Consider the following 26493-nt stretch of genomic DNA (forward strand, 5'->3'; position numbering starts at 1 on the left):
ACGTCGACGGGACTGTCACCCATCGCCAAGACAACCACTGGGCTGCCGTCGGTCGATGGCAGCCCTTCATCGTGCCCAGGGCGTCAAGCGTCCGCCCTCGACGACACGGTAGCGCCGCCGTACGGCGACGTTCTCGTAGCGATCCACACCACCGCCCAGCCACCTGACCTCGATCCGGTCGATCTTCTCCGCGTCACCCAGCCCGACGACGACGCGCGTGTCGCTGTGCGACAGATAACCGCCCGTCGAGCCGACGTCGAACGTCTGCGTCATACCCCCCGCCGTCACGGTCACGACCGCCCCAACGTGCGTATGTGAGGTCCCGACCAGATGGATGGCGACCCACGACCGCGCGTTCCCGCCTTCGTTGACCAGCAGGTTCGGACGCCCGTTCCAGTTCGTCGTGACGATGTCCGTGTCGCCGTCGTTGTCGAAGTCGGCGAAGGCAACACCCCGCCCGACGCTCGGTTCCGCGAGCGCGTCCCCGCCGTCGACGACGCGGAACCCGCTGCGTCCGGTGTTCGTCAAAAGCGTCTTGGGCTGCGCGAACCGCTGCTCCGGCTCGAACCGCTCGATGTTATCCTGCAGGTGCCCGTTGACAGTCACCAGGTCCTTCCAGCCGTCGCCGTCGAGATCGACGAGCCCGACGCCCCAGCCCATCAGCGAGTAAGAGACCTCCGCGACGCCGGACGATTCGGCGATGTCGGTGAAGAACCCGTCGCTCTCGTTCCGGTAGACCGCGTTGAACTCGTTCTGGAAGTTGGTCACGACGAGATCGGGATCGCCGTCGTTGTCGAAGTCCCCACAGGCGACGCCCATCCCTGCCTGCTCCTCCCCCGTCGCGCTCACCGCCGCGCCGGAGAGCAAGCCCGCCTCCTCGAACGTCCCGTCGCCTCGGTTCAGCCAGAGGAAGTTGGGGTCGAGGTCGTTGGCGACGTAGAAGTCGATGAGCCCATCGCGGTTCAGGTCGGCGGCGACGACGCTGAGCCCGTGGCGCGGAGGCGCGGAGGCGATGCCGCTCGACACGGAGACGTCCTCGAAGGTTCCGTCGCCCCGGTTCCGAAAGAGCGCGTCGGATGCCCCCGGATAGACCTGCGGATGGCAATAGACGGACACGCCGTCCCGCTCGCAGCGGACGTCCCTCTCGACGGAGTAGTCCGCGTATCGGGCGACGTAGAGATCGAGCCAACCGTCGTTGTCGATGTCTGCGAAGACGCATCCCGTGTTCAGCCCAGGCGCCGCGACGCCCGCCCGGTCCGTGATGTCCTCGAACATCCCGTCGCCCCGGTTCCGATAGAGCGTGTTCCTGCCGAAGTTCGTGACGAACAGGTCGAGCCAGCCGTCGCCGTCGATGTCGCCGACGGCGCATCCCAGCCCGTAGCCCGTGTCGCCGACACCGGCGCGGTCGGTCACGTCCTCGAAGGTTCCGTCGCGCCGGTTCCGATAGAGGACGTTCCGCGAGGTCGGCTCGAACGGCTCGATCAACCTGCAGCCGTTGACGAAGTAGAGATCGACCCAGCCGTCGGCGTCGTAGTCGAACGCGGCGAGCCCCTGCCCGATGGTTTCCACCATGAGCCGGCGTCCGCTCGCCCCGTCCGTCGGGATGAAGTCGATGCCTGCTTCCGGCGTGCGGTCAGTGAATGTCACGTCGGCGGCAGGCAGGACGCACGCCGGCAGGAGCATCAGCAGGACGGCGAGCCAACGGCGCACCCGTGAGGTCCAGAGCGAGGTCCAGAGCGAGGTCCAGAGCGAGGTCCAGAGCGAGGTCCAGAGCGAGGTCCAGAGCGAGGTCCAGAGCGAGGTCCAGGCGGTCACGGCTGTTGACTCAGCAGCGCGCGGAGTTCGGCGGCGCGTCGGACGTAGTCCGCGTTGTCCGGCTCCAGCGTCAGCGCGCGCTCCAGCGCTCGGAGCGCGTCGGCGAGCTCGTTGCGCTTCCGGTGGACGAACGCGAGCGTGTCGAACGCGTTCGCCGTCGGTTCCCTCTCGGCGACGGACTTGGCGAGCGCAAGCGCACGATCCAGGTTCGACCCAGCGTCGGCGTAGAGCCAGGCGAGGTCGTTGGCGGCTTCCAGATTCCCCGGATCGAGGCTCATCGAGCGCTCGAACCCCTCTAGGGCGGCATCACGGTTCCCCATCTGATAGCGAAGGCGCGCCCATTCCTCCCAAGCGTGCGAGGACTCCGGACTCATCTCCACCCAGTCGTCCATCGCGGCGATGGCTGCGCGGGGGTCGCCCGCATGCTGGAGAGCCCCGATCCGCCCGATGTGCGCGGCATCCAGCGCGGGCTCCCGCCGAATCGCCTCGCGAAAGGCATCGGCGGCGGCACGCCATTCCTCGCGTGCGGCGTGGAGCTCGCCCATGCCGAGGTAGGGCGGAACCGTGTCGGGCGCGAGACGCTGGGCATCGGCGAAAGCCTTCTCCGCATCGGCGTACCGTTCCTGCCGGAGCCGCAGGAGCCCGACGTTGACCATCGCCACTGAGGCGTCGGCTCCCAGGACGACCAGTTTCAGGTAGGCGTCGACGGCAGGCTCGATGTTCCCCATCGCCGCGTGACGCTCGGCGAGGGAGAGGATCATCGGCAAGTCGCCCGGCGTCGCCGCGATCGCCTTCTCGATGGCTTCGATGTCGCTCTCGTACTCCTTCATCTCGCGATACGCGCGCATCGTCTCCTGTGCGGCGAGTGTGCGTCGATCTCGCGCGTATGCTTGGGCGAGCCGATAGAGCGTCGCGGAGTCGAAGGGGTCGAGCGCGATGGCAGCCTCGGCGTGCCGGATCGTCGCCTCAGTGTCGCCGCGCGATACCGCCACGGACGCCATGCCGCGGTGCGCCAGGACGGACTTGTCGTCGAGCCCGATGGCGCGGGCGTATTCGGCGGCAGCCGCGTCGAGGTTACCACGCTTCGCATAGGCGTCGCCAAGTAGCTGCGCGACCTGGGCGCTGGTGGGCGCAGCGGATCGGGCTTCCAGCAGGACGGACTCGGCATCGGCGAAGTCGCCCTGTAGGAGCGCGAGGCGTCCCAGCGTCGTCAGAACGCGAACCTTGAGCGTTGGGTTGAGCGTCGGAGCCGCGCGGGCGAGCGCGAGTCGCTCGCGGGCGCTGCGGAGCTCGCCCAGCGCGCCGTAGCACTCAGCGCTGGAGACGAGGGCTTCGACGAGCGTGGGGTCTTCGGCGTAGGCGCGATCGAACGCATCGAGGGCAGCGCGGTAGGCGAACTGGCGCTCGGCGAGCTGGATGCCCTTTTCGTAGTGCGCGACCGCAGCGGCGCGGTCGGAGACGGCGTGCCGGGCGGCAAGCAGCAGCGCGGAGAGGACGATGCGGAGCGTCGTCGATGGGCGTGTCACGGAAGCCTCCGAATCCGGTGTGAGCGTATCGCTACCGCGCCGGGTCCGCAACGCGCCGGGCTCGCGTTCCCGTGGTGCGTTCGGTATCCTCTGTGGAAACGGGTTCACACCGCGCGCAAGGAGGCTCCAATGCGCCTAGACAACGGGATCGAGCTCACCTGGCTCGGACACGCCAGCGTCAAGATCGTCTACGAAGGCAAGGTGACGACGATCGACCCGTGGGTGTCTACCAACCCCAAGTGTCCGCCCCATCTCAGGAAGTTCGACCGCATCGACACGATGCTGCTCACGCACGGTCACGGCGACCACCTCTCCGATGCCGTGCCACTCGCCAAGGGGCACGAGCCGCAAGTCGTCGCCATCGTCGAGGTCGCCGGTTGGCTCGGAAACCAGGGCGTCGGCAACACAATCGGCATGAACAAGGGCGGAACCGTCTCCGTCAACGGGCTGCAGGTCAAGATGACCCACGCCCAGCACAGCAGCGCGATCGACGACCACGGCAAGACGATCTACGGCGGCGAGCCGGTCGGCTACGTCGTCGAGTTCCCCAACGGGTTCAAGGTCTACCACGCCGGCGATACGAACGTCTTCGGCGACATGGCGATCATCGGCGAGCTCTACCAGCCGGACCTGGCGCTGCTGCCCATCGGCGACCACTACACGATGGACCCGCGCGAAGCGGCGTACGCGGCGCGGCTGCTCAAGGTTCCCGCGATCCTGCCGATCCACTGGGGAACCTTCCCGGCGCTGACCGGCACTCCCGCCGCGCTGAGGGAGCTCGTGCGCGACCTCGACGTCGAAGTCCTCGACATGCAGCCGGGGGACGTGCTACGATAGACGGAGCTTCGATCTCCGCGATTCTTGACTCCCGCTTCTGGAATCCGTACGCTCACGTCCGCATCGGTTGGCGCATGGACCGTGTTCAGCGCCCGAATCCACATGCTCACGAGAAGGGAAAACGGAATGAAGTCGCGGCACGCGATGGCGCTGGCAGCAGCGCTCGGGTTCGCGTTCACGATGGCGGCGTCCGCCGATCAGGCGTTCCTGACAGCGACGACGAAGTCGATGCCTGGTCTGGTCGGTCATTGGACGTTTGAGGGCGACTACCGCGATGTCTCCGGCAACGGTCACGACGGCAAGGTCGCCGATCCGGCCGGCATCACCTGGGTCGCGGGCGTCAAGGGCGGCAAAGCCGTCATGATCGACAGCAAGACGGTCAACAAGAGCTTCATCGACATTCCCGCGCCCATCGGCTCGAAGTTCGATGGCCCCAAGGCGACGGCGGTCGCCTGGGTTAAGCTAGCCCCAGTCGATGGTTGGCAGGCGATCCTTGAGCGCAACAACCTGTGGTACCTCGAAACGGAGAACCATGCGACGGACTGGAAGGAAAACGCCGTCGTGTGGCGCATCTACGACGCGGTCGCGGTGGGCGGAGGCGGCTCCGGGCAGGTGCGCGACAATGCCAAGATCGTGATCAAGAACGACAAGTGGCACCAGCTTGGCTGGACCTACGACGGAGCTGTCATGAAGTGCTACGTCGACGGCGCGATGGTCATCAGCAAGGAATACGCTGGAGGGCTCCCGCCGACGGCGGCAACTCCCGCGACTCCTCCCGCTGGCAAGGGTACCAACTACAACCTGTCGGTCGGCACGTGGCAGCAGCGCGACGACTGGTTCAAGGGCGCTGTGGACGACTTCTCTTACTTCACAGCCGTCCTGACGGACGCGCAGATCAAGTCCCTCTACGAGTCGATGCTCGCGGCCCCCGCCGCAGTCGAGCCGGCCGGCAAGCTCGCGACGATGTGGGGCGCGACCAAGGTCGAATAGCCCGGCATCACGCTCGTGACTACAAAGAACGCCTCTCGCCCGTGCGAGGGGCGTTCCTCGCTCTAGACCACGATGGAGCGCCTTGGGGTATCATGCGAGTAGGCATCGTCATTCCAGCGCTCAACGAGGCGGCTGCCATCGGGCGCGTCGTTGGGGACATCCCGAAGGGCGTCGCCGAGGAGATCATCGTCGTCGACAACGGCAGCGACGACGACACGGCATCCGTCGCCGAGGCTGCCGGAGCCCGGGTTGTCCGCGAACCGAGACGCGGGTACGGTTTTGCATGCTTGGCGGGCATCGCCGCGTTGTCGCCTGACGTCGACACGGTTATCTTCATGGACGGCGACCGGAGCGACGACGCCAACCAGATTCCGTCTCTGCTGGAACCGATTCGGCGGCAAGAGGCGGAGCTCGTCATCGGGTCGCGGTCGCTGGGCGAGCGAGAACCGGGCGCGTTGACCGTCCAAGCGCGATTCGGCAACTGGTTCGCCACACGGCTGATCCGGCTCATCTGGGGCGTGCGCTACACCGACCTGGGCCCCTTCCGCGCCCTGACGCGCCGGACTCTCGACGCGATGCAGATGCGCGATACGACCTACGGCTGGACGGTCGAGATGCAGATCAAAGCTGCGATGATGGCAATCCCTGTCGCCGAAGTGCCGGTACGCTATCGACGCCGGATCGGTCGTTCCAAGATCAGCGGCACGGTGCGCGGCACGATTCTCGCCGGAGCGAAGATACTCGGCGCCATCGCCTACTACTGGAACTTTGGACGCGGGAGACGGATCGTCGCGATTGCGCCGGAGTCCCGCCCATCGCCCTCCCGAGGAGGAACAGACGCATGAAGGTCCGCCGCGATCCTTTCGGGGAGTTCTTCGAGATTCAGCGGCAGATGGATCAGGTGTTCGACGCCTATCTGCAGCGAACCATCGGGTCGGAGCCGTCGCGCGCCGTCGCGCCGGAGCCCCACCTGTGGCGCCCGGCGATGGACGTCTACGAGACGGTCGACCGGTTCATCGTGAAGCTGGAACTGCCCGGCATCCAGCCTGATGAGGACGTCAAGATCACGTTGGAGCGCAACGTCCTCACGGTGCGTGGGAACCGCAGAGACCGCGCGGTCACCAAGAAAGAGCACTACCACCTCGCCGAAGTGAACTACGGTCTGTTCGAACGAGCCGTCGCGCTGCCGGACGCCGTCGACCTCGACGCCTCACCCAAGGCGCGCTACGACAACGGGTTCCTGGAGATCACCATCCCCAAGGCGGAGCGCCATCAGCCGCGGGAGATCGAGGTCGAGATGGTCGTCCCGGAACGCCGCATCCAGATCGACGCCGCTGAGGAAAGCCCCGATACTGAACCGGGGAGCGCTCTTCCCGTCACCCGCGAGGAGGACAAGTGATGGAGCTGGATCACACGACATCGCTGGAAAGTGACGAGGAGTCGCAGGATTACCCGTCGGAACTGCCGTTGATCGCCATGTACGGCGGAGCGGTCATCTTCCCGTTCATGCCGCCGACGCCGCCGTTCATGCCGCCCTATCTCGTGTTCCAGGGTCCACGTGCCGTCGCTGCGGTCGAAGCAGCGATGGTGAACGACCCGCGCCTGGCGATCCTTGTGCAACTGAACGCCGCGCCGGAGCCTCGAGAGCTCACAACGGACGACATGCGCCACGTCGGCACGCTGATTTCCATCGCGAAGTACAAGAAGGAAGGCGACAGCGCGTTCGTGCTCGTTCAGGGGCGCTCGCGCGTTCGGATCGCCGGGATCGTGCAGCAGCAGCCGTTTCTGAAGGTCGCTGTCGAGTACCTCCAGGATGAGCCCTCGGAAGGCGTCGAAATCGAAGCGGCGGTCAGAGCGGTGCGGAGCCAGTTCCGCCGGATCGCTCAGTTGTCGCCGAGGCTCCAGGAAGAGGTCGCCGACCTGGCGGACAACCTGGAGGACCCGGGGCCCCTCGCCGACTTCGTCGCCGCCATCGCCGATCTGAAGACAGAGCAGCGGCAATCGATCCTCGAAGCGCTGAACGTCGGAGAACGGCTCAACGCGCTCACCACGATGCTCGCCCACGAGCTCAACGTTGCGGAGCTCGGCGCGAAGATCCAGTCTCAGGCGCAGGAGGAGCTGACCAAGGATCAGCGCGAATACATGCTGCGCCAGCAGCTCAAGCAGATCCAGAAGGAACTCGGCGAGGCGGAAGACCCAGCCGTCGAGATCGAGGAGCTCCGCGAGAAGCTCGCCGAGGCGAATCTGCCGGAACAAGCGCACAAGGCGGCTACGCGCGAACTCGACCGGCTCTCGAAGATGCCCCCCGCTGCCGCCGAATACACCGTCTCGCGCACCTACCTAGAGACGCTCCTGGCGCTGCCGTGGAACCAGTCGACGGAGGACCATCTCGACATCCAGGCGGCTGCTGCCGTGCTCGACGAGGACCACTACGGCTTGGAGAAGGTGAAGGACCGCGTTCTCGAATACCTCGCGGTACGGAAGCTCAAGGCGGACATGCGGGGTCCGATTCTCTGCTTCGTCGGACCCCCCGGCGTGGGAAAGACGTCGCTCGGGCGATCCATCGCGCGGTCGCTGGGCAGGAAGTTCATCCGCATGTCGTTGGGCGGCGTGCGCGACGAGGCGGAGATACGCGGGCATCGACGCACCTACATCGGCGCGCTGCCTGGGCGGGTCATTCAGAACCTACGCACGGTCGAATCGAGCAACCCGGTCTTCATGCTGGACGAAGTGGACAAGCTCGGTTCCGACTTCCGGGGCGATCCGTCCTCGGCGCTCCTCGAAGTGCTCGACCCCGAGCAGAACCACTCGTTCTCGGATCACTACCTCGACGTGCCGTTCGACCTATCGAAGACCATGTTCATCGCCACGGCGAACGTCCTCGACCCCATCCCGCCGCCCTTGCGCGACCGAATGGAGGTCATCGAAATCCCCGGTTACACGACCGAGGAGAAGGTCTCCATTGCCCGCAAGTACCTCGTGCCGAAGCAGATGGACGCGCACGGCATCACGGCAGAGCACATGACCATCGACGATGACGCGCTCTACCGGATCATCAAGGAGTACACGCGCGAAGCCGGCGTGCGGAACCTGGAACGCGAGCTCGGCACACTGGCGCGCAAGATCGCGCGCGTTATCGCCGAGGGCTCTGCCGAGACGGCAAACGTCACGGCAGAGACGATTCCGACGTATCTGGGACCCACGCGGTTCTTCTCAGAACTGGCAGAGCGCGTCAATGAGCCAGGTATCGTCACCGGGCTCGCCTACACACAGGTCGGCGGCGAAATCCTCTTCATCGAAGCGACGAAGATGCCCGGGAACGGTGGGCTCGACCTGACGGGTCAGCTCGGTGAAGTGATGAAGGAATCGGCGCAGGCGGCGCTGAGCTACGTCCGCGCCAACGCCCGAACGCTGGGCATACCCGACGAGCTCTTCGAGAGGAACCACTTCCACATCCACGTCCCGGCTGGGGCAATGCCCAAGGACGGACCCTCGGCGGGTGTGGCGATGGTGACCGCGCTCGCGTCGCTGGCGATGAACCGGCGCGTCAAACCGATGCTGGCGATGACAGGCGAAATCACGCTGCGCGGTCGCGTCCTGCCTATTGGCGGCGTCAAAGAGAAGGTCCTCGCGGCGAAGCGCGCGGGCGTCGAGACCGTCCTGCTGCCCCAGCGGAATGAGAAGGACCTGGAGGACGTGCCGGAATACGCGAAGCAAGGGATGGATTTCCGCTACATGGAGACCATCTCGGATGTGCTCAGCGCGGCTCTCGTCGAAGCGTCCGAAGCTCCAGCCGCCAAGTCGTAGAGGTACCCCATGCTCGCCAAGCGCATCATCCCTTGCCTCGACGTCAAGGCGGGGCGCGTCGTCAAGGGCGTCAACTTCGTCGAGCTGCGCGACGCCGGCGATCCCGTCGAGATCGCGTCCCTCTACAACGACCAGGGAGCCGACGAGCTCGTGTTCCTCGACATCACGGCGTCCCACGAGGAGCGCGACATCATCCTCGACGTTGTGGCAGGAACCGCCGAGCGGTGCTTCATGCCCCTGACCGTCGGCGGAGGGGTGCGCACGGTCGCCGATGTGCGGCGGCTCCTCATGGCGGGTTCCGACAAGGTCTCGCTGAACACCGCCGCTGTACTGACGCCCGACGCCGTCCGCGAGGCTTCGGACCGGTTCGGCTGCCAGTGCATCGTCGTCGCCATCGACGCCAAGGCGAAATCCGACGGAACCGGCTGGGAGGTCTACACGCACGGCGGGAGGCGTCCGACGGGATTGGACGCCATCGAATGGGCACAGCGCGTCGAGGCGCTGGGCGCGGGCGAGATTCTGCTGACCAGCATGGACGGAGACGGCACGAAGGCGGGCTACGACATCCCGCTGACCCGCGCCGTCTCCGAAGCCGTGTCGATCCCTGTCATCGCTTCCGGCGGCGCGGGGACGCTGGAGCACCTCCGCGAAGCCCTCGTCGAAGGGAAGGCGGACGCCGCCCTCGCCGCGTCCATCTTCCACTACCGCGAGCACACCGTCGGCGACGCCAAGGCGTACTTGCGGGAACGCGGCGTTCCAGTGCGCTGACACGCCGCGTGCCGTCACATCCCGAACCAGTAGTCCCACTTCATCAGGAACACGTTCCCGCCGCCGTCCGTGAAGGCGCTGCCGACCTCGCGAACGCCCGGCAGTGCCGGGTCGGGCCCGTCGAACGACGCGCTGCGGGACTGCGACCAGACCGCATAGAAAGCGCTCCCCGGTTGGTACTCCCAGCGGAACACGAGGTTCCCCCGGAGCGCGCGCGCGTGGAAGTCTGGATTCTCTTTCAGCGCGCCCGAATAGGGTCTGAAGTCGTAGCTGCTGGGACGGGCGAGCTCGCGGACCGCGCCGTAGTCCCCGACGGCGACGAAGGGCTGCACGTACGCTTGCAGGCTCGCGTTCGGCGTGAGGCTCACGTTGACGCGCGTCGTGAAATCGACGGTTCGGCTCCGCAGCTTGCCGAAGATGAAGCGGTCGTCAGTGCCGTCGCCGTCGCTGTCCACGTTCGTGATCCATTGGGCGTCGCTGCCGGAGCGCGAGAACCCAGGTCCGAAGTTGAGCTCGATGTTCGGCGCCGGACGCACCGAGACATAGGTTCCCAGCCGGCGGCGGAACCCCGCGTTCCGGTCGCGTTGTCCATACTGGAAGAAAACGAAGGCGCTGAGCGGCTTGCTCCAGTCGCTGCCCAGGTTGAGCCATCCCCATGTCTCTGCCGGTCGGATGACCAGCGGTCCCCCGCGCGTCTCGCGGTCATCCATCGCCTCGAAGTCGCGGCTGACGCCCCACCCGCCGAATCCGTAGAACCGGAGCTGGTTCCAGTTGTTGACGTTGACCCCCCTCGCCAGGTTCACGCCGTCGTAGTTCCAGTGGGACCAGAAGTTCACGTTGTAGCCCGACCGGCGGGCGAGCAGCCAGGGCGTCTGCCGCTCCGCGTAGACATGAGCTCCCACGCGGAGTAGGTCCGGACGACCCATATAGCCCAGATCGTTCACGTCGAAGCCAGGAGAATGCGCGTCGGCGTAGAGCTGTCCCCCAAGCCAGCCGGAGAACTTCGCCAGGTACACCTGCGCGCCGTACCCGTCCTTCCGGTCGTCCAGGGAACCCGTGCGGCTCGACGCAGCGCGGGCGTAGAGCGAGTAGGCGTTTTTGCCCCACCGAGTCGTCGAGTCCGCCCCGACGACCAGCGACGGCGGAGCGCCGATTCGACTCGCAGAGGCGACTGTTAAGGCGACATTGGAACTGCCCAGTACGTCCTGCTGAACTCGCCCGACGACGTAGTTCGCGAAGGGCTCGATCTGGAAGGAACTCCGTTCCATTCGCTCGATACCAGCCGCGTCGTCGCGCACCGGCGAGTCGATCTGCGCGTACTCCGCCTGCGTAACGGCGTCAAGAACAGCGAACGTCGTACCACGTGCGGTCTTGCCGGAAAGCTTCGCCGCCGCGAGGATGGTCGTCGCCTCGGGACGCTCAATGACGTCCGACCCATCCGGCGTGTCGAACATCCCCGGCGACCTGCCAATCCGGCGCGAGTAGAAGAGCTGGTAGGGCGAGTCGATGCCGACGATGCCCGCGCGTGGCGGCTGGAAGAGCCCGTTGCCCTCGATGAAGAAGGGGCGACGCTCCTCGAAAAACGTCTCGAAGGTCGTCAGATTGAGCACGGCGGGGTCCGCTTCGACCTGCCCGAAATCCGGGTTCAGCGTCACGTTCAAGGATGTGCCGGACGAAACGCCATAGCGCACGTCCGCGCCCACGGCTCCACCCAGATCGACGCCGCTCGAAGTCGACGCGTCCGCACGCTCCGCACTAGCGCGCGCGAACGGGACGACCTCCAAATGCCTCGCCGGACGGATGTCGCGGATCCCGACAAGGTGCCCGAACCGCGGTACCCACCCGCTCTCGTTCCGCCGTACGAGAACCCACTGGTCGCGCTCCTTCTTTCGGCTGATGCCCCGCAGTAACTGGATGCCCCAGGTGTATTCGTCCTGCGGCGCGAAGCGCAGAACGTGATACGGGATGCGATACTCCGCGCTCCAGCCCGCATCGCTCCGCGACACGCGCGCCTCCCAGACGCCGTTCCAGGTGCGGTCGGGCTCCCGCCCTTCGTCCTCTTCGGCGTCCGCGAGCGCACCCGACGCCGCGACGGCGAACCATCGGCTCGTGCGATGGTCGTGGTGGGTGTCCAGACAGACGGCGACCCAGTCGTTCTCGATGTCCGCATCGCGCCGCGACAGGTTCGCGACGATCCGCTGCGGCTCGCTGTCGAGACATTCGATGCCGATGTAGAGCGCCATGTCATCGTAGAGAACCCGCACGGTCGTCGTCTCGGTGGCGGATTCGCCTTCGTGTTCGGCGGGCTCCTTCTGTAGGAACCCGCCGTTCACCGGAGCCGCTTCCCAAGCCGCGTCGTCGAGGATTCCGTCGATCCGGGGCGGCGTCCCCTCGATCCGAACCGCTTCCAGTGTCCGCGCGGGATGTCTCGGCTCCTCGGCTTGCACCGCCGCAGCGACGCTCAGGATGCACAACGCGATGAACGCTCCGATGGCTGCCAATCCGACACGGATGATCGTTTCAACCGGAAACGCCCCTGCACCCCGCCCAGCGTATCGCTCTATCACTTGGCGTTCGTAGGGGCCCAAGCGTGTCGGCGCATGGACGCGCTGTACCACCATTAACCGATCCCCTTGTGTGGTATTCTTGTGTGTATGGGACGCACTCATCGGTGCGTCCTCCACTGGCACTGAGGGCAGGTGTTCCGACGCCTGCCCTTGCTTCGTCTGGGCTTGCCTACGGGCCCGCGCCGAACGTGCGCGTCAGGCGGATGTTAATGGGTCGAAGCCCCTTCGCCGTCTAGGACCTTGTGCAGATTCTCACGATCTCGTCGCACGAAAGCGCTGCATCACTATAGACGCATCGCGGATGCATGCGATAGCGGAAACCGCTCGCCATCAGTCCAACGCGCGGACGTAAACGGCTCCCAGGTTCGTCCGCAGCTCGACGCGGGGTCCCCCGCCGTTCACGGACATCTGAAGGGAACGCCCCGAACCCTCCGGGCGTTGCCAGTCTGTCGAGATGGTTCCGAGATTCGTCGATGCCGACAGGTCGAACCCCGCGTTGCGAGGGAGCCGTGCCTCCACAGCGCCCATCGACGTCGTCGCCGTCAAGGGGGCGTCCAGCTCCTGCCGCACCGTGACCTCGATTGCGCCGCTGCTGGTATCGAGCGACGTCGGAGCAGCGATCCTCGGTGTGCGCACCGCGATGGCTCCACGTCGAGTCGTCGCTTCGAACTTGGCATCAATCCCGTCGGAGATGTCGATCTCGATCGCCCCGTTCTCCGTCGAGACGACCGTCTCGCCCTCGATCCGCGCCACCGATACGCGGACAGAGCCGTTCTTCGTCCGAGCCGATCCGACCGCGTCAACTTCGTCGAGCTGCAGCGCTCCGTTGTGAGTCAAGGCATCGACAGAGCCTTGGACATCGCGCATCTCGATTGCGCCGTTGTGCGTCAACGCGTCAATGGACCCGCGAACGTCGGTCACGTCAATCGCGCCGTTCCGCGTCTCGAGATCCGCGTCCGCCCGGATGCCCGCGACGCGGATCCCGCCGTTGTCGGAATCGGCAACGACGTTGAGCTCTTCGGGAACCATCACGCGGTAGTCCATCGTCAATTGGCGGATGTGTGCAGATGTGCTTCCGCCCGGTATCGGCGTGTCGATGGTGAGGCGGCTTCCGTCGCGGCTGATCTTCGGCACGAAGCTCTGCGCGTAGTCGTATCCGCTATCCTCGTCGTCCGACCGAACGGTTCGCCTGGCTTCGATGCCGATCGAGCCGCTGTCCCAAGCCTCGACCCGAATCCCGCCGTTGCTGGTGTGGATGGTCAGCGACGCGATCCCAGACGGGCTCTCGTCGTAGGTCAGCGTGTCCTCCCAGCGATGGCTGCCACGCCCGACGGATACGACGCACCCGAGAATCCCCCACGAAAGCATGAGCACGACTCCTAGCGACAGCATGGCGCGCTGCATCGGACTACGCTCCTGTACGGCGATGGATCGTGATGTCGCCGCACGCCGTGTGGACGATCAAGGCGGCACCGCCGCCGCCCAGGCTGGCGATGAGGCGCGAACTCCCGTCCTCGGACACCGATGGAGCTTCGAGCCCCTCGACGTGGATGCTCCCGTCATCGCTCGTCGCGTCGAGATCGACGCCCAGCGATGCTGGCAGTTCGACCCGGATGCTGCCGTCGTCGGCACGCAGCCGGACCTCGCGGTCGACGCGCTCGCGAACCTCCGCGACGATCTCGCCGCTCCCGGACTCGACGTTCAGCGATCCGACGCTTCGGCACTGGACGCGAACACTCCCGTCGTCCGACCGGACTCGGAGCTCGTCCGAAACCGCATCGACCTGCGCCTCGACGGTCCCGCAGCCGGTGCGGAGCTCCATCTGCCGCCCAGACCCAAGGGCGACCCGCAGGCTTCCGTCGTCCGCAACCGCGCGGATCGAGTCGGCGACCTTGGCAAGGTTCGCCTCGATCGTGCCGGAACCTGTGTGCGCCGCAAACCCTTGCGCCGATACGACCGTCGCCCGAATGGATCCATCGTCCGTGGATACGTCCGTCTCACCGGAGCACTCCGCCATCGTCAGCTCGACGTTCCCAGAACCTGTATGAACCCTCGCGGACGCGACCGACCGGAGGCGAACGCGTATCCGGCCGTCGTCGCTGCGCACGTCCGCGACCGCTTCGGGCGTTGACTCCGCATTGAGCGCGACGTCGCCGGAACCCGTCGCGATGGCGATCTCCCCGCTCCATGTCCCGCCGGAGACCGTTACGGGCCCGTCGCCGGTAGACAACCGAGCCGAACCGCCGCAATCACGGAGCACGATAGGCCCGTCGCCGGTCTCCGCGTCGATCTCCGATTGGACTCCCACGAGCGCGATGGGCCCGTCGCCGGTGCGGACTCGCACGCGCTCATAGGTTCCGCGTAGCTCGACGGCTCCGTCGCCAGTCTCCAGCTCCGCCTCGTTCGCCGAGCACTCTTGAAGGGCGACCGCGCCGTCGCCGGTGCGGATAGTGAACACATCGCCCTGGACTTTGCTGAGGGAGATAGGTCCGTCCCCAGTCGAGAGCGCGACGTTGAGCGCTCGCAGGCCGCGCACTTCGATGGATCCCTCATTGGACTCTACGTCGAGATGGCAGCCGTCGCGTATCCGAACTTGCGCGTTCGACCGGTACTCGGCGCGGACACCGGCGTCGTCCCTGTGGATGTGCGCTCCGGGAGAGAAATGGACCATCTCGTCGCCGGAACCCAATACGGCGACCGGCGCATCGTCCTGGTGAACGCGTACGCGCACACCTGCATCGATGCTCATGCCGCTCGCCCCCGAGCGCTCCGCGTCGACGGATCGCCCGTGCCTGCGGTCGAAGCCCACATGACGCCCCCGATGGATCGACCTCTCCAGCGTCTTGGCATGACCGGCAGCGCTCCTCGCGGTTGACAGTGCGTCGGAAACCGCCGTCATGACGGTCGTGACGATGGCGTTGGCGAGATCGTCGGGTCGAGCTCCAGACGTGTCCGACGCTGGCTCCGGCGGTTCGCGGTCGCGGAGTGCCCGAAGGAGCGCCTCCGCTTCGTCCGCTCCGATCTTCCCGGCAGCCAGCATCTCAAGCACCTGACGCGTCGGGCTCGGTTCTTCCCGATGATCCATCTCGTCCACTTCCTCGTCCACTTCTTGCCTCGCCTCGTTGGTGTTCTCCGACATGGTTGCCTCCATGTTCGCTTCGACGGACTGCTGCTCAGAGCTTTCGGATGGCTTCGACGGCGTCGTTCGCAGTGATCTCGCCGCGCTGGAGCCGGTCGAGGATCTCGCTGCGCTGCCGCTGCACCCGAGCATCCGTCGAGCCAGTCTGCGGAGCCGGATCAGTGGGTTCATCGGAGCCCTCTCCCTCGAAGCCCATCTCGTTGATGACGGCGTTGAGCCGGTTCCTCAGCGCCGTGTAGGCAACACCCGATTCGCGCTCCATCTCCTTCAGGTTCCCCCGGTTCTGGACGAACCGCTCCAGGAACTCGAGGCTCTCCTCCGAGAGCCGGCAGAACCGCGACGCGACGAAGGTTCCACGCACCTCCGTGTCGCAGTCCGGGCAGTGAATCACCGTGATCGTCAGTTCCGTGTTCCCGCACGCCGGACATCGTTCGATGATCTTTCTCATATCGACCCCTCGTGCCCTGTATATCTCCATATTTTGTTATTTGCAAGGGTAAATGGCGAAAAAGATGGCGATAAACCGAAAATTCTATACCTGTCACGTGAACCGCCACTTGCTTGAGAACCAGCGAGTAGGCTATCGTCGTCGCGTGTCCCATCGACTCCGGCGACCCGATTGGCGGACCTCATGCCCGAGCCTCGCTGCCCCTTCATCGTGACGGTGACCGCGCAAGACACCGTCGGCATCATCGCCAACATCACCACCACCATCGCCGGACTCGGTGGAAGCGTTGACGAGCTCAGCCAGACCGTAATGAGCGGCTATTTCACGATCCTCCTCGCCGCGCGCTTCCCCGAAGGAACGGCGGCGGAGACCGTCCGCGCTTCCATCGAATCCGCAGGAGCCCCTCTGGGACTCGTCGCCATCGTCCGAATGGCAGCGGGCGATGCCGCCGCTGCTACGGCGTCCCTCGGCGACCGCTACGTCCTGACCGTCCTTGGAGACGACCGCGCGGGCATCATCGCCCAGATCGCGACGCACCTCGCCGCGCAGGGAATCAACATTGAGGACTTCTATGCCCGCGCCGAGGCCGGGCGGTTCATCATGGTCCTCCAGGTGCAGGTCGAGGGTGGCTGGACGTCGGATCACCTGCGGCTCGATCTAGAGGCGCTTGGCGAGGAACTCGGTCTGCGCGTCCATCTCCAACACGAAGACATCTTCCGCGCCACCAGCGAGGTCGGAGCCGTCCGGCGGCTCGTCACGCACCGGCGCTCCGGCGGATAGGACCTATGCTCCGCACCGAAGATATCCTGATGACGCTACGGATGTTCCGCGACGAGAACCTCGACGTGCGGACCGTCACCATGGGCATCAACCTGATGGACTGCGCCGGTCCCAACATCGACGTCGTCTGCCGGAAGGTGCGCCAGAAGGTCAACGACTTGGCGGGTCGGCTGGTGCGGGTCGGAAGGCAGGCGTCCGGCAGGTACGGCATCCCCATCGTCAACTTCCGACTCGCCGTCAGTCCGGTCGCCCTTTTCGGAGCGGGACACGGGTCGCCGGGGATGGTCCGTATCGCCCATGCGCTCGACGCGGCAGCGCAGGAGGTGAACGTCGATTTCGTCGGCGGTTTCTCGGCGCTCGTCCAGAAAGGCTGCGCCGACGCCGACAGCGCCCTGCTCGACGCGCTGCCGGACGCTCTCAGCGCGACGTCGCACGTGTGCGGCTCGCTCAACGTCGCATCGACGCGCGCCGGCATCAACATGGACGCCATCCTGCGCGTGAGCCAGTCGCTCAAGCGGCTCGCCGAACGTACCCGCGAGAGCGACGGCTTCGGCTGCGCCAAGTTGGTCGTGTTCGCCAACATGCCGGACGACAACCCGTTCATGGCGGGAGCCGTTCTCGGGATTGGCGAGCCGGAGTGCGCGATCAACATCGGCGTCAGCGGACCCGGCGTTGTCAAGCGAGCCGTCGAGGCGCTGCGTGCGATGGAGAGCCGACCGACGTTGGGCGAGATCGCCGAGGAGATCAAGTGCACGGCGTTCCGCATCACGCGGATCGGCGAGCTCATCGGCAACGAGGTCGCCGCCGAACTCGGCGTGCGCTTCGGCATCGTCGATCTCTCGCTGGCTCCGACTCCGCGGATCGGCGACTCCGTCGGCGAGATTCTCCAGATGCTGGGGATTCAGCGCGTCGGGGCGGCGGGCTCGACGGCGGCGCTCGCGTTGCTGACCGACGCCGTCAAGAAGGGCGGGGCGTTCGCGTCGTCGTCGGTCGGGGGCTTGTCGGGAGCGTTCATTCCGGTCAGCGAAGACGCCGTACTCGCCGCCGCCGTCGCCAGCGGAGACCTGTCCATCGAGAAGCTGGAAGCGATGACGAGCATCTGCTCGGTGGGCTTGGACATGGTCGCCGTGCCGGGCGACACGTCGGCGGAGACGCTCGCCGCTCAGATCGCCGACGAGGTCGCCATCGGCGTCATGAACAACAAGACGACCGCGACGCGGCTCATCCCGGTTCCCGGCAAGTCGGCAGGAGAGCTCGCCGTGTTCGGCGGGCTCTTCGGCGAGGCTCCCATCCTGCCCCTGCGATCCGGCGGCGAGGACTTCGTGCGCTTCGGCGGGCAGATCCCCGCGCCGATCCACTCCCTCCGCAACTAGCGGCGTCCCATCTCTGCCGCCCGCGCGGTCACCTTGTCGCTCCTACGCCCCATCCCGTCGCTCCCGCGAGAGCGGGAGCCCAGGGTCCTGCATCCCGACTTCCGCGGGAATGACAAACCCAAGCTAACCGCGCGACGCCGCCATCTCGGGTTGCCGACTCCAGTCCCCGCGCACTACCCTAAGAATGGAGTCGTCGCGCATATCCCACCGATTGGAGCCCAGCCGAGGAACCGACGTGACCAATCCCACGACAATCGCCCTGATCGCCCACGACGGCAAGAAGCCGGAGATGGTCAGCTTTGTGAAGGACCATCGCGACGTGCTGGCTGGATTCACGCTGCTGGCGACGGGAACCACGGGCAAGTACGTCCAGGACGCCGGGCTGACGGTCGAGCGGGTCGCATCGGGACCCATCGGCGGCGACGCGCAGATCGCCGCGCGGGTTGTCGAAGGCAGGTGCGACGCGGTGTTCTTTTTGCGGGATCCGCTTGGGATGCATCCCCACGATCCGGACATCGCCATGCTGATGCGCGTCTGCGACGTCCACGACGTGCCACTGGCGACGAACCTGGCGAGCGCCAAGCTGATGCTCCGCGCGCTCGTGGACGGCTGAGGCGTCAACCTCGACGCGACCCGCGCCGTTGACATGGAGAGCGCATCACTCCGAAAGGATCGCTGCCTTGTCGGTTCCCACAGACATGCGCCACTCGATGGGGTTCCGTTCCGTACGCCGGAACTACCAGAGCCTAGCCCTGTCCGTCTTGGACCACGCCCTTCGTGACGCAACGGGAACCCGCGAAATGCCCCCCGAAGAGCGCGTCAACGCCAACGAGTTCCTCGAATCCGAGGAAGCCGAGTTCTGGGCGGAAGCCGCTGGCGTCAACATCTGGAAGATCCGCCGGCTCCTCCGCGAGCGCCTCGGTTCCTGAACCCGGGCACATCGAATCGCGACGAGACGACTCCCGATACCGGAGCGTTCCGGCAGGCGTTTGCCTGGCAGGGGTATGGTGGGCGCTTCAGGCGGTCTAGTCGCCGTGGCCACGGGCGACGGAGAGCCGGTTCGTCGCGCGCGCAAGGGCTGCTTCCGCCCGCACGTGGTCGATATCGGCGGCATGCGAGCGGACGCGTTCGAGAGCGCGGGCGCGGGCGCGTTCGGCGCGAGGAATGTCGATCTCGCGGGCGAACTCCGCGCTGTCGGCGAGGATCGTGACGCCGGAGCGGCGCGCTTCGAGCACACCGCCGCCGATGGCAAGGTAGGATCGTTCGTCGCCCGCGCGCGTGATGCGGACCTCGCCGACCTCCAGACTGCTCACCAACGGGACGTGACCGCCCAGGACCTCGAAAGGCGACAGTGAGCCGGGAGCCAACACCCCGACGACGTTGCCCTCGAAGACGATGCGCGCCGGCGTGATGATCCGCAGCGAAAAGGGTCGATCGTACATGCAGCGCCGCTCCCGCGAAATCGCAACCCGTGGCTACAGGTTCTGCGCCTTCTCGAAGCCTTCCTCGATGTTCCCGATCATGTAGAGCGCTTGCTCCGGTAGCTGGTCGCACTCGCCCTCGATGATCATCTTCGCGCCCTTCACCGTGTCGGCGACGGGGACGTAGCGTCCGGGGATCGTCGTGCCGGGAACCGTGAAGAACGGCTGCGTCAGGAACATCTGCAGACGCCGCGCCCTCGCGACAGTCAGCTTGTCGTCGTCGGAGAGCTCGTCGATGCCCAGGATCGCGATGATGTCGCGCAGGTTCTCGTAGCGCTGGAGGATCTCCTGCGCCGTTCGGGAGACTTCGTAGTGCTCCTTCCCGACGACGTGGGGATCGAGGATTCGTGACGTCGAACCGAGCGGGTCTACCGCCGGATAGCGCGCCTGCTCAAAGATGGAGCGCTCCAGACGCGTGATCGCGTCGAGGTGGGCGAAGGTCGTCACCGGCGCTGGGTCCGTGTAGTCGTCAGCCGGCACGAATACCGCTTGAACCGACGTGATGGAGCCGTGCTGTGTCGACGTGATGCGGTCTTGGAGCTGCCCCATCTCCGTCGCCAGTGTCGGCTGATAGCCCACGGCAGATGGGATGCGACCCAGCAACGCTGACACCTCAGAGCCCGCCTGCGTGAACCGGAAGATGTTGTCGAGGAACAGCAGAACGTCGAGACCGCCTGCGTCGCGGAAGTACTCGGCGACCGTCACGCCGGTCAACCCGACGCGCAGACGCGCGCCCGGCGGTTCGTTCATCTGCCCGTAGACCAGCGCGGCGCGTTCGAGAACGCCCGACTCCGACATTTCGAGCCAGATGTCGTTGCCTTCGCGGCTGCGCTCGCCGACGCCCGTGAAGACCGAGAACCCGCCGTGTTCCGTCGCGATGCTGTGGATCAGCTCGGTGATGAGAACCGTCTTGCCGGTTCCCGCTCCGCCGAAGAAGCCGATCTTGCCGCCGCGCGGGAAGGGCTGGATCAGGTCGACGATCTTGATGCCCGTCTCGAGCATCTGCTCTTGGGTGCTGAGGTCCTCGAACTGAGGAGCCGGGCGGTGAATCGGCAGGCGCGCCTCCGCTTCGATGGGCCCGCGCTCGTCGACGGGATCGCCCGAGACGTTCATGATGCGCCCGAGAACGCCCTTCCCGACGGGAACCGTGATGGGTCCGCCGGTATCGGTCACCTCCGTGCCGCGAACCAGACCGTCCGTCGTGTCCATCGCGACGCATCGGACGCGGTCTTCGCCGAGGTGCTGCTCCACTTCAAGGACGAGGCGCGATCCGTCCTGACGGACGATCTCGAGGGCGTTGTAGATCGGCGGAAGGTGCTCGTCCTGGAACTCCACGTCGATGACGACGCCGATGATCTGCGCGACCTTGCCCTTGGGAAGCGCCATCTCGCGCTGAGCGCTGCTGCTCATAGTGATGCGATCCTGTCTATGCCGTACCTCGTGCCGTACGCCTTAGGAGTACTTCAATGCCTCCGCGCCGCCGACGATCTCCGCGATCTCCTTGGTGATCATCGTCTGGCGGACGCGGTTCCCTTGAAGCGTCAGCTCCCCGATCATATCCGCCGCGTTCTTCGACGCGTTCTCCATCGCCGTCATCCGCGCTCCCTGCTCCGACGCGTAGGATTCCAGCAGCACCCGCCAGACCTGCGTGTTCACCTGCTTAGGCAGCAGCGAGTCCAAAACGGCTTCGCGCGTCGGTTCGTAGAGATACTCCCACGCGGACGCCGCGCCTTCATCCGCCTCGGCGACGGGAATGGGAAGCAGCGTCTCGAGCCGCGTGTCCTGCTGCATGACCGAGCGGAACTCGTTGAACACGACTTCGATGCGGTCGTACTCGGCGGACGAATACCGTGTGATGATGTCCCGCGCGATCGCCAGCGCGTCGGCGTGCGACAGCTTGCGGAACAGATCGACGTAGCGCTCGATCACGTTGTAGTTGCGCTTGCTGAAGAAGTCGTTGGCGCGTTTGCCGATGCAGATGATCCCCGTTTCTGACGGGAGCTCGGCAAGCCGTTCGGTCGCCTTGCGGATGACGTTCGTGTTGAAGCTGCCGCACAAGCCCCGATCCGCCGCGACGACGACGAGCAGATGCCGATTCGCCTCGCGTTGGGTGAGTAGAGGGTGCTCGTAGCCTTCCAAGCCGACGATCAGGCTCCCGATCGTCTCCTGGAGCTCGTGGGCGTAGGGACGCGCCGCCAGGACGTTCTCCTGGGCGCGCCGCAGCCGAGCTGCGGCGACCATGCGCATCGCGCGCGTCACGCGTTCGATGTTCTGAACGCTCTTGATCTGTCGGCGAATCTGCCTCAGCGTCGCCACAGGCTAGGGGTTCCTCCTCGTCGACTGAGCGCGTCGATGCGGGATCGACGTCTCGACGTGCTACTCCGAGTCGACGGAGAACGTCTTGCGGAACGTCGCGATGGCTTCGCGCAACTGCTCCAGGTCTTCGTCGGTCAGCTTGACGCCTGACTGCAGGCGCTGAACCGTCGAGGGCATCTCACGGTCGAAGTAGGCGTGCAGTTCGCGCTCGAACCGGCGGATCGAATCGACCGGCAGATCGTCCAGGATGCCTGTCTGCGCCGCGTAGATCGTCAGAATCTGCTTTCCGACGGGCATCGGCTCATATTGATCCTGCTTGAGGATTTCCCGGAGCCGCTCGCCGCGCCGAAGTTGCGCCAGCGTCGCCGGATCGAGGTCGGAGCCGAACTGCGCGAACGCCTGCACCTCGCGGAAGCGCGCGAGCTCCGGTCGCAGACGCCCGGCAAGCTGCTTCATCGCGGGAACCTGGGCGTTGCCGCCCACGCGCGACACCGACAGTCCGACGTTCATCGCCGGGCGGATGCCCGAATAGAACAAGCCCGGCTCCAAGATGATCTGTCCGTCCGTGATCGACCACACGTTCGTCGGGATGTAGGTCGTGACGTCCTCTTCCTGCGTCTCGATGATCGGGATCGCCGTCAGCGATCCGCCGCCGAGGGCGTCGCTCATCCTCGCGGCGCGCTCTAGCAGGCGCGAGTGCAGGTAGAACACGTCGCCGGGATACGCCTCGCGCCCGGCGGGTCGGCGGAGAACCAGCGCCATTTCGCGGTATGCCCAGGCGTGCTTGGTCAGGTCGTCGTAGACGACGAGGGCGTGACGTCCGTTGTCGCGGAAGTACTCGCCGATGGCGGCTCCGGCGTAGGGAGCGAGCCACTGGAGCGGGGCGGGTTCGCTCGCGGTCGCCGAGACGACGACGGTGTAGTCCATCGCGCCGTGGTCTTCGAGGGTCTTGACGACCTTGGCGACCGTCGATCCCTTCTGACCGATGGCGACGTAGATGCAAAAGACGTTGCTGTCCTTCTGATTGATGATCGTGTCGATGAGGATGGCGGTCTTGCCGATCTGCCGGTCGCCGATGATGAGCTCGCGCTGCCCGCGTCCGATGGGCGTCGTGCTGTCGATCACCTTGATGCCGGTCTGCAGCGCCTCTTTCACGGGCTGACGGGAGACGATGCCCGGAGCCTTGCGCTCGACGGGAAGGAACTGGTCCGTCTTGATGTCGCCCTTGCCGTCGAGCGGCAACCCGATGGGGTTGATGACGCGCCCGAGGACCGCGTCGCCGACGGGAACCTCGACGATGCGCCCGGTCCGCTTGACCGTGTCGGCTTCCTTGACGAGCTGGCTGTCGCCGAAGAGCACGCACCCGACGTTGTCGTCTTCGAGGTTCAGCGCCATTCCCATGACGTCGTTCGGGAACGACAGCAGCTCGCCTGCCATGACGTTCTGGAGACCGTGAACACGGGCGACGCCGTCGCCGACCTGGAGGACGGTTCCCGCGTCGTAGACGTCGACTTCCTTCTGGAACTGCTGAAGCGACTGCCTCAGGATTCGGGAGATTTCGTCAGGTCGGACCTGCTGTGCCATCTGGACTCATTCCTCTTCCAAACGCTGAACGGACATCCTTGGGCTGCTGCGCGTCGAGCCCTACCCCTCGATCAGGCGTTCGCGCACCCTCGCCAACTGCCCCGTCAGCGAGGCGTCGACGACGGTGTCCGCGAGCTGAGCCACGAAACCTGCCTGTAGCGACGGGTCCACGTGCGTAACGAGTTCGACGGTCGTGCCGCGCATGCGCGAGAGAGCCGCCGCCAGTGCCTGTGACTGCGCCTCGGTGAGCGGCACGGCGCTTCGGACGACTGCCTTCTCGACCCCGGACCGTTCGTCGAGTTGTCGAAGCGCCTCTTCGACGGTCGGCTGAAGGTCGCGCTCACGCCGGCGATCGACCATCAGCAGCAGAAAGCTGACGAAGAGAGGATGATACTGGTCGGCGAATAGCTGGTCGAATACGGCTCGCTTCGTCGCCGGGGGGATCAGCGAATCGGCGACGTAGGCGCGCAGTTCCTCGGCGCCCTCAAACGCGCCCAACAAACTGGCGGCGGCTTCGCGGACCTCGGCGACTGTGTCCGCCTCGACGGCGGCGAGCACCAGCGCCTTGGCATATCGACGAGCGATGCGCAGGTTATGCACGGGCGTGCCTCAACGAGCCGCTGGCGCTAACGCGCCTCCACAGCCCGCTCTGGAATCCGTTCGATGAAGTCGTTCACAAGCCGGCGATGCCGGTCATCGTTCAGGTCTTCGCTGAGAATCGTGCTCGCCGCCTGGATGGCGAGGTCCGCGACTTCCGTGCGAATCTGCCGGACCGCCGCCGCCGTTTCTCGTTCGATGGTCTCTCTCGCGCGTTCGAGCTCCGCTTCCGCTCCGGCGTGCGCCTTGGCGAGGATGTCGTCGCGGATGCGCGCGGCTTCCTCGACGGTCGCGTTCAGGCGCTGCATCGCCTCGCGTTCCGCGTCGATGAGGCGGCGCTGAGCTTCGGCGTTGCGCCGGTCGAGCTCCGCCTGATCCTCTTCGAGCTTCCGCAGGCGTGCGGCGATGTCGTCACGGCGCTTGTCCAGCAGCCCCCCGACACGGCGGAAGACCGCGAACCACAGGATGACGAACATGACGAGGAACCCGACGACCTGCGCCAGGATGATCTTCGGGTCCAGATGGAGTTGCGCGGCGACGCCACCGCCACCCTCAGCGCCATGGGCGGCTTCCTCGGCAAAGGAAACCCACGCCATCGCCGTCATCGCCACGGTCATTGCCCCAAGGGCATATCGTCGTATCGCGCCGGTGAGTCTTAGCATGTCGTCTGCCGGTCCCTAGCGTGCGCGGGATGAGAGGGGAACCTCCCATCCCGCCAGCGATTCACCGTCGAACTAGTGGGCGCCCATGTCCATCGCCGGAGCCGTGGGCGCAGCCGCCGGCAGCGAAGCCGGAGCCTCGACCTTCTGCTGCGCCTTCGTGACGTCGATCACTTCCTGAGGCGTCAGTTGCGGCAGCTTGCCCTGAACGACGAACGCCAGAACGAACGAAAGCAGAATGAACAGCTCGATGAACGCGAGACCGATGAGCATGGCGGTCTGGATCGCGGGAGCCGCCTCGGGCTGGCGAGACATCCCCTCAAGCCCCTGCGCGATCACCTTGCCTTGTGCCGTCGCGGCGGCGAGGATCGCGACCGGCAATCCGAAACCCACCGCGAGCGCGAGCGCTGCCAAATAGAGCATAGTGTCAGGCTCCAATCACCATCGTGAGTGTCTGTGAGGAACGCGAAGAACGTCCTCGTGTCAGGGTGAGCCGATGCTCACCGAACCGCAGCCGTCAGTGCGCCGCATGCGCCTGGGCGGCATGGTCGCCGTGCTCATGATCCCCATGGCTGTGGGCGTGTTCCAGGAACTGCCCGATGTAGACCGCCGTGAGGATCGAGAAGATGAAGGCTTGGATCAGACTCGCCAGCAAACCGATGAACAGAACCGGAAGCTGAACCGGGATGTAGAAGACCTGCGTCGCCAGAACGAACAGCGCGCCCAGCACGACCTCTTTGGCGTAGATGTTCGCAAACAGACGGAGCGAGAGCGAAACCACGCGCGCGCCCTGCGTGATCGCCTCGATGGGGAACATCAGGATGCCCAGCCAGACCGGGCGACCCCACAGGTGCATGAAATAGCCCCAGGGGCCCAGCTCCTTGATGGCGATGAACTGGACGAGCACGATGGATACGACCGCCAGAGCAATCGTCGTGTTCAACTCGGCGGTCGGAGCCTGGAACGCCGGGACGAAGCCGGATAAGTTCGCAACGAGGATGAAGACGAAGAACGACTCGATGAGTGGTAGGTACTTCCGCCCAGCGGGCCCCAGCACCGGCGAAAACTGCTTGTCGAGCCCGTCCACGAGCCACTCGATGAAGTTCTGCGAACGCGTCACCGGCAGCGGGTTCAGCCTGCGGGCGAGCCACAGCATCGTCAGGATGATGACCACCAGGACGAGGATCGTGTTCGGAATGACGTCCAACTCGCCCCAGTTCGCCCGCGCGTAAAGCGCACGACGCCACGATTCCGGCAGGAGCGGCGCGAGGAAGGAGTTGTGCCCTTCGGTTGCAGCGCTCGCGGCGAACGGAATCGACAGGAATGCGCCGATCCAGGCGCTCACGCGGAACGCACGTCTCGCACACGCACGAGGGGGTCTTGGATGGTCAGTCATTGCGATCCGATGGTGGACGGGATGTTTGGAGCTTTCTGCCAACCTGTGACCAGATCAGGCTGAGAACCGCTCCGAAGTAGACAACGCACAGACCCAACGCGAACGACTCGAGCCGAAGCCAGCCTCTCCGATACAGGACGTAGATCCCACTGCCGACGACCGCGTACTTGCCAACGAACCACCCGACCGTTCGAAGGCGGTTCCGCTTGCTCTGTCTCTGGTAGAGCCAACCGAGCGTACGCTCCAGCGACCAGAAGAACACGATCGCGACGGCGGATCCGATCAGCGCGCTTGCGGAGTGTTCGACTCCCCACGGCAGCGTGCCTAGTGCCATCAGCAACGCCAGTACAATACTGGCGCGGTACACGCCGACAATCAACCTCGAACGCACGTAGGACGGGATCGAAGAT

General features: G+C 65.8%; 25 protein-coding genes. 10 read left to right on the forward strand and 15 right to left on the reverse strand.

Annotation, left to right across the window (positions count from 1 at the left end):
• Nucleotides 1-66: 66 nt before the first annotated feature.
• Complete coding sequence (locus FJZ36_04765) at nucleotides 67-1710, reverse strand: CRTAC1 family protein (GenBank protein ID MBM3214210.1); 1644 nt, start codon at nucleotides 1708-1710, stop codon at nucleotides 67-69.
• A 101-nt stretch (nucleotides 1711-1811) separates the two neighbouring features.
• Nucleotides 1812-3449, reverse strand: a complete 1638-nt coding sequence (locus tag FJZ36_04770; protein MBM3214211.1) for a tetratricopeptide repeat protein — start codon at nucleotides 3447-3449, stop codon at nucleotides 1812-1814.
• A 21-nt stretch (nucleotides 3450-3470) separates the two neighbouring features.
• Here FJZ36_04770 and FJZ36_04775 point away from each other — a divergent pair, with 21 nt between their 5' ends.
• The 6 genes from FJZ36_04775 (at nucleotide 3471) to hisF (ending at nucleotide 9743) form a co-directional block, all read left to right on the forward strand.
• Entirely contained in the window at nucleotides 3471-4178 is a 708-nt protein-coding gene (locus FJZ36_04775; GenBank protein ID MBM3214212.1) for a metal-dependent hydrolase, read from the forward strand.
• Between the two features lie 102 nt (nucleotides 4179-4280).
• A complete protein-coding gene (locus tag FJZ36_04780; GenBank protein MBM3214213.1) occupies nucleotides 4281-5168 on the forward strand; it encodes a LamG domain-containing protein in 888 nt (295 codons plus the stop codon).
• Nucleotides 5169-5260: 92 nt separating this feature from the next.
• On the forward strand, nucleotides 5261-6013 hold the full coding sequence (locus tag FJZ36_04785; protein MBM3214214.1) for a glycosyltransferase family 2 protein: 753 nt from the start codon (nucleotides 5261-5263) through the stop codon (nucleotides 6011-6013).
• A complete protein-coding gene (locus FJZ36_04790; GenBank protein MBM3214215.1) occupies nucleotides 6010-6567 on the forward strand; it encodes an Hsp20/alpha crystallin family protein in 558 nt (185 codons plus the stop codon). The genes FJZ36_04785 and FJZ36_04790 overlap by 4 nt, the downstream gene beginning before the upstream one ends.
• The gene (gene lon / locus FJZ36_04795; GenBank protein ID MBM3214216.1) at nucleotides 6567-8975 is read left to right on the forward strand and encodes an endopeptidase La; all 2409 of its coding nucleotides are present in this window, start codon (nucleotides 6567-6569) and stop codon (nucleotides 8973-8975) included. Before FJZ36_04790 ends, lon begins: the two co-directional genes overlap by 1 nt.
• A gap of 9 nt (nucleotides 8976-8984) precedes the next feature.
• Nucleotides 8985-9743: an imidazole glycerol phosphate synthase subunit HisF gene (gene hisF, locus FJZ36_04800; GenBank protein ID MBM3214217.1), complete on the forward strand. Its 759-nt coding sequence runs from the start codon at nucleotides 8985-8987 to the stop codon at nucleotides 9741-9743.
• Between the two features lie 14 nt (nucleotides 9744-9757).
• Here hisF and FJZ36_04805 read toward each other — a convergent pair whose 3' ends face one another.
• The 4 genes from FJZ36_04805 to FJZ36_04820 form a co-directional block, all read right to left on the reverse strand.
• Nucleotides 9758-12412 carry a carbohydrate binding family 9 domain-containing protein gene (locus tag FJZ36_04805; protein ID MBM3214218.1) on the reverse strand — a complete coding sequence of 885 codons (2655 nt, stop codon included), beginning with the start codon at nucleotides 12410-12412 and terminating at the stop codon, nucleotides 9758-9760.
• Nucleotides 12413-12640: 228 nt separating this feature from the next.
• Nucleotides 12641-13714, reverse strand: coding sequence for a hypothetical protein (locus FJZ36_04810; GenBank protein MBM3214219.1), 1074 nt, complete (start codon nucleotides 13712-13714; stop codon nucleotides 12641-12643).
• 4 nt (nucleotides 13715-13718) lie between these two features.
• Complete coding sequence (locus FJZ36_04815; protein ID MBM3214220.1) at nucleotides 13719-15581, reverse strand: DUF4097 domain-containing protein; 1863 nt, start codon at nucleotides 15579-15581, stop codon at nucleotides 13719-13721.
• Nucleotides 15484-15897 carry a DUF2089 domain-containing protein gene (locus FJZ36_04820; GenBank protein ID MBM3214221.1) on the reverse strand — a complete coding sequence of 138 codons (414 nt, stop codon included), beginning with the start codon at nucleotides 15895-15897 and terminating at the stop codon, nucleotides 15484-15486. Before FJZ36_04820 ends, FJZ36_04815 begins: the two co-directional genes overlap by 98 nt.
• A gap of 183 nt (nucleotides 15898-16080) precedes the next feature.
• On the opposite strand from FJZ36_04820, the gene FJZ36_04825 reads away from it, so the two are divergent.
• The 4 genes from FJZ36_04825 (at nucleotide 16081) to FJZ36_04840 (ending at nucleotide 18979) form a co-directional block, all read left to right on the forward strand.
• Nucleotides 16081-16677, forward strand: a complete 597-nt coding sequence (locus FJZ36_04825; protein ID MBM3214222.1) for an amino acid-binding protein — start codon at nucleotides 16081-16083, stop codon at nucleotides 16675-16677.
• A gap of 5 nt (nucleotides 16678-16682) precedes the next feature.
• On the forward strand, nucleotides 16683-18050 hold the full coding sequence (locus tag FJZ36_04830; GenBank protein ID MBM3214223.1) for a PFL family protein: 1368 nt from the start codon (nucleotides 16683-16685) through the stop codon (nucleotides 18048-18050).
• Between the two features lie 184 nt (nucleotides 18051-18234).
• Nucleotides 18235-18663, forward strand: a complete 429-nt coding sequence (locus FJZ36_04835; protein MBM3214224.1) for a methylglyoxal synthase — start codon at nucleotides 18235-18237, stop codon at nucleotides 18661-18663.
• Between the two features lie 67 nt (nucleotides 18664-18730).
• Nucleotides 18731-18979: a hypothetical protein gene (locus FJZ36_04840; GenBank protein MBM3214225.1), complete on the forward strand. Its 249-nt coding sequence runs from the start codon at nucleotides 18731-18733 to the stop codon at nucleotides 18977-18979.
• 96 nt (nucleotides 18980-19075) lie between these two features.
• Here FJZ36_04840 and atpC read toward each other — a convergent pair whose 3' ends face one another.
• The 9 genes from atpC to FJZ36_04885 form a co-directional block, all read right to left on the reverse strand.
• Complete coding sequence (gene atpC, locus FJZ36_04845) at nucleotides 19076-19492, reverse strand: ATP synthase F1 subunit epsilon (protein MBM3214226.1); 417 nt, start codon at nucleotides 19490-19492, stop codon at nucleotides 19076-19078.
• A gap of 33 nt (nucleotides 19493-19525) precedes the next feature.
• Entirely contained in the window at nucleotides 19526-20917 is a 1392-nt protein-coding gene (gene atpD, locus FJZ36_04850) for a F0F1 ATP synthase subunit beta (protein MBM3214227.1), read from the reverse strand.
• 66 nt (nucleotides 20918-20983) lie between these two features.
• Nucleotides 20984-21847, reverse strand: coding sequence for an ATP synthase F1 subunit gamma (atpG, locus tag FJZ36_04855; protein ID MBM3214228.1), 864 nt, complete (start codon nucleotides 21845-21847; stop codon nucleotides 20984-20986).
• Nucleotides 21848-21907: 60 nt separating this feature from the next.
• Nucleotides 21908-23431, reverse strand: coding sequence for a F0F1 ATP synthase subunit alpha (locus tag FJZ36_04860; protein MBM3214229.1), 1524 nt, complete (start codon nucleotides 23429-23431; stop codon nucleotides 21908-21910).
• Between the two features lie 60 nt (nucleotides 23432-23491).
• Nucleotides 23492-24031, reverse strand: a complete 540-nt coding sequence (gene atpH / locus FJZ36_04865) for an ATP synthase F1 subunit delta (protein ID MBM3214230.1) — start codon at nucleotides 24029-24031, stop codon at nucleotides 23492-23494.
• 26 nt (nucleotides 24032-24057) lie between these two features.
• Complete coding sequence (atpF, locus tag FJZ36_04870) at nucleotides 24058-24690, reverse strand: F0F1 ATP synthase subunit B (protein MBM3214231.1); 633 nt, start codon at nucleotides 24688-24690, stop codon at nucleotides 24058-24060.
• A gap of 72 nt (nucleotides 24691-24762) precedes the next feature.
• Nucleotides 24763-25110 (reverse strand): ATP synthase F0 subunit C, encoded by a 348-nt coding sequence (locus tag FJZ36_04875; protein ID MBM3214232.1) that lies wholly within the window; start codon nucleotides 25108-25110, stop codon nucleotides 24763-24765.
• A gap of 94 nt (nucleotides 25111-25204) precedes the next feature.
• On the reverse strand, nucleotides 25205-26083 hold the full coding sequence (atpB, locus tag FJZ36_04880) for a F0F1 ATP synthase subunit A (protein ID MBM3214233.1): 879 nt from the start codon (nucleotides 26081-26083) through the stop codon (nucleotides 25205-25207).
• The coding region (locus tag FJZ36_04885; protein MBM3214234.1) for an ATP synthase subunit I at nucleotides 26076-26493 on the reverse strand (418 nt) is incomplete at its 5' end. The genes FJZ36_04885 and atpB, both read right to left, overlap by 8 nt.

The sequence above is a fragment of the Candidatus Poribacteria bacterium genome, from assembly GCA_016866785.1.
GTDB lineage: Bacteria > Poribacteria > WGA-4E.

Coding starts and splice junctions, on each gene's coding strand:
- FJZ36_04815 (MBM3214220.1), bottom strand. CDS start 15,581: ATGCTCGGGTGCAGCGGCAGCGCAGCGAGATCCTCGACCGGCTCCAGC.
- hisF (MBM3214217.1), top strand. CDS start 8,985: ATGCTCGCCAAGCGCATCATCCCTTGCCTCGACGTCAAGGCGGGGCGC.
- atpD (MBM3214227.1), bottom strand. CDS start 20,917: ATGGCGCTTCCCAAGGGCAAGGTCGCGCAGATCATCGGCGTCGTCATC.
- atpC (MBM3214226.1), bottom strand. CDS start 19,492: ATGTACGATCGACCCTTTTCGCTGCGGATCATCACGCCGGCGCGCATC.
- FJZ36_04810 (MBM3214219.1), bottom strand. CDS start 13,714: ATGCAGCGCGCCATGCTGTCGCTAGGAGTCGTGCTCATGCTTTCGTGG.
- FJZ36_04825 (MBM3214222.1), top strand. CDS start 16,081: ATGCCCGAGCCTCGCTGCCCCTTCATCGTGACGGTGACCGCGCAAGAC.
- FJZ36_04835 (MBM3214224.1), top strand. CDS start 18,235: ATGGAGTCGTCGCGCATATCCCACCGATTGGAGCCCAGCCGAGGAACC.
- FJZ36_04790 (MBM3214215.1), top strand. CDS start 6,010: ATGAAGGTCCGCCGCGATCCTTTCGGGGAGTTCTTCGAGATTCAGCGG.
- FJZ36_04860 (MBM3214229.1), bottom strand. CDS start 23,431: ATGGCACAGCAGGTCCGACCTGACGAAATCTCCCGAATCCTGAGGCAG.
- lon (MBM3214216.1), top strand. CDS start 6,567: ATGGAGCTGGATCACACGACATCGCTGGAAAGTGACGAGGAGTCGCAG.
- FJZ36_04775 (MBM3214212.1), top strand. CDS start 3,471: ATGCGCCTAGACAACGGGATCGAGCTCACCTGGCTCGGACACGCCAGC.
- FJZ36_04805 (MBM3214218.1), bottom strand. CDS start 12,412: ATGAGTGCGTCCCATACACACAAGAATACCACACAAGGGGATCGGTTA.
- atpB (MBM3214233.1), bottom strand. CDS start 26,083: ATGACTGACCATCCAAGACCCCCTCGTGCGTGTGCGAGACGTGCGTTC.
- FJZ36_04820 (MBM3214221.1), bottom strand. CDS start 15,897: ATGAGAAAGATCATCGAACGATGTCCGGCGTGCGGGAACACGGAACTG.
- FJZ36_04830 (MBM3214223.1), top strand. CDS start 16,683: ATGCTCCGCACCGAAGATATCCTGATGACGCTACGGATGTTCCGCGAC.
- atpF (MBM3214231.1), bottom strand. CDS start 24,690: ATGCTAAGACTCACCGGCGCGATACGACGATATGCCCTTGGGGCAATG.
- FJZ36_04875 (MBM3214232.1), bottom strand. CDS start 25,110: ATGCTCTATTTGGCAGCGCTCGCGCTCGCGGTGGGTTTCGGATTGCCG.
- FJZ36_04780 (MBM3214213.1), top strand. CDS start 4,281: ATGCTCACGAGAAGGGAAAACGGAATGAAGTCGCGGCACGCGATGGCG.
- FJZ36_04785 (MBM3214214.1), top strand. CDS start 5,261: ATGCGAGTAGGCATCGTCATTCCAGCGCTCAACGAGGCGGCTGCCATC.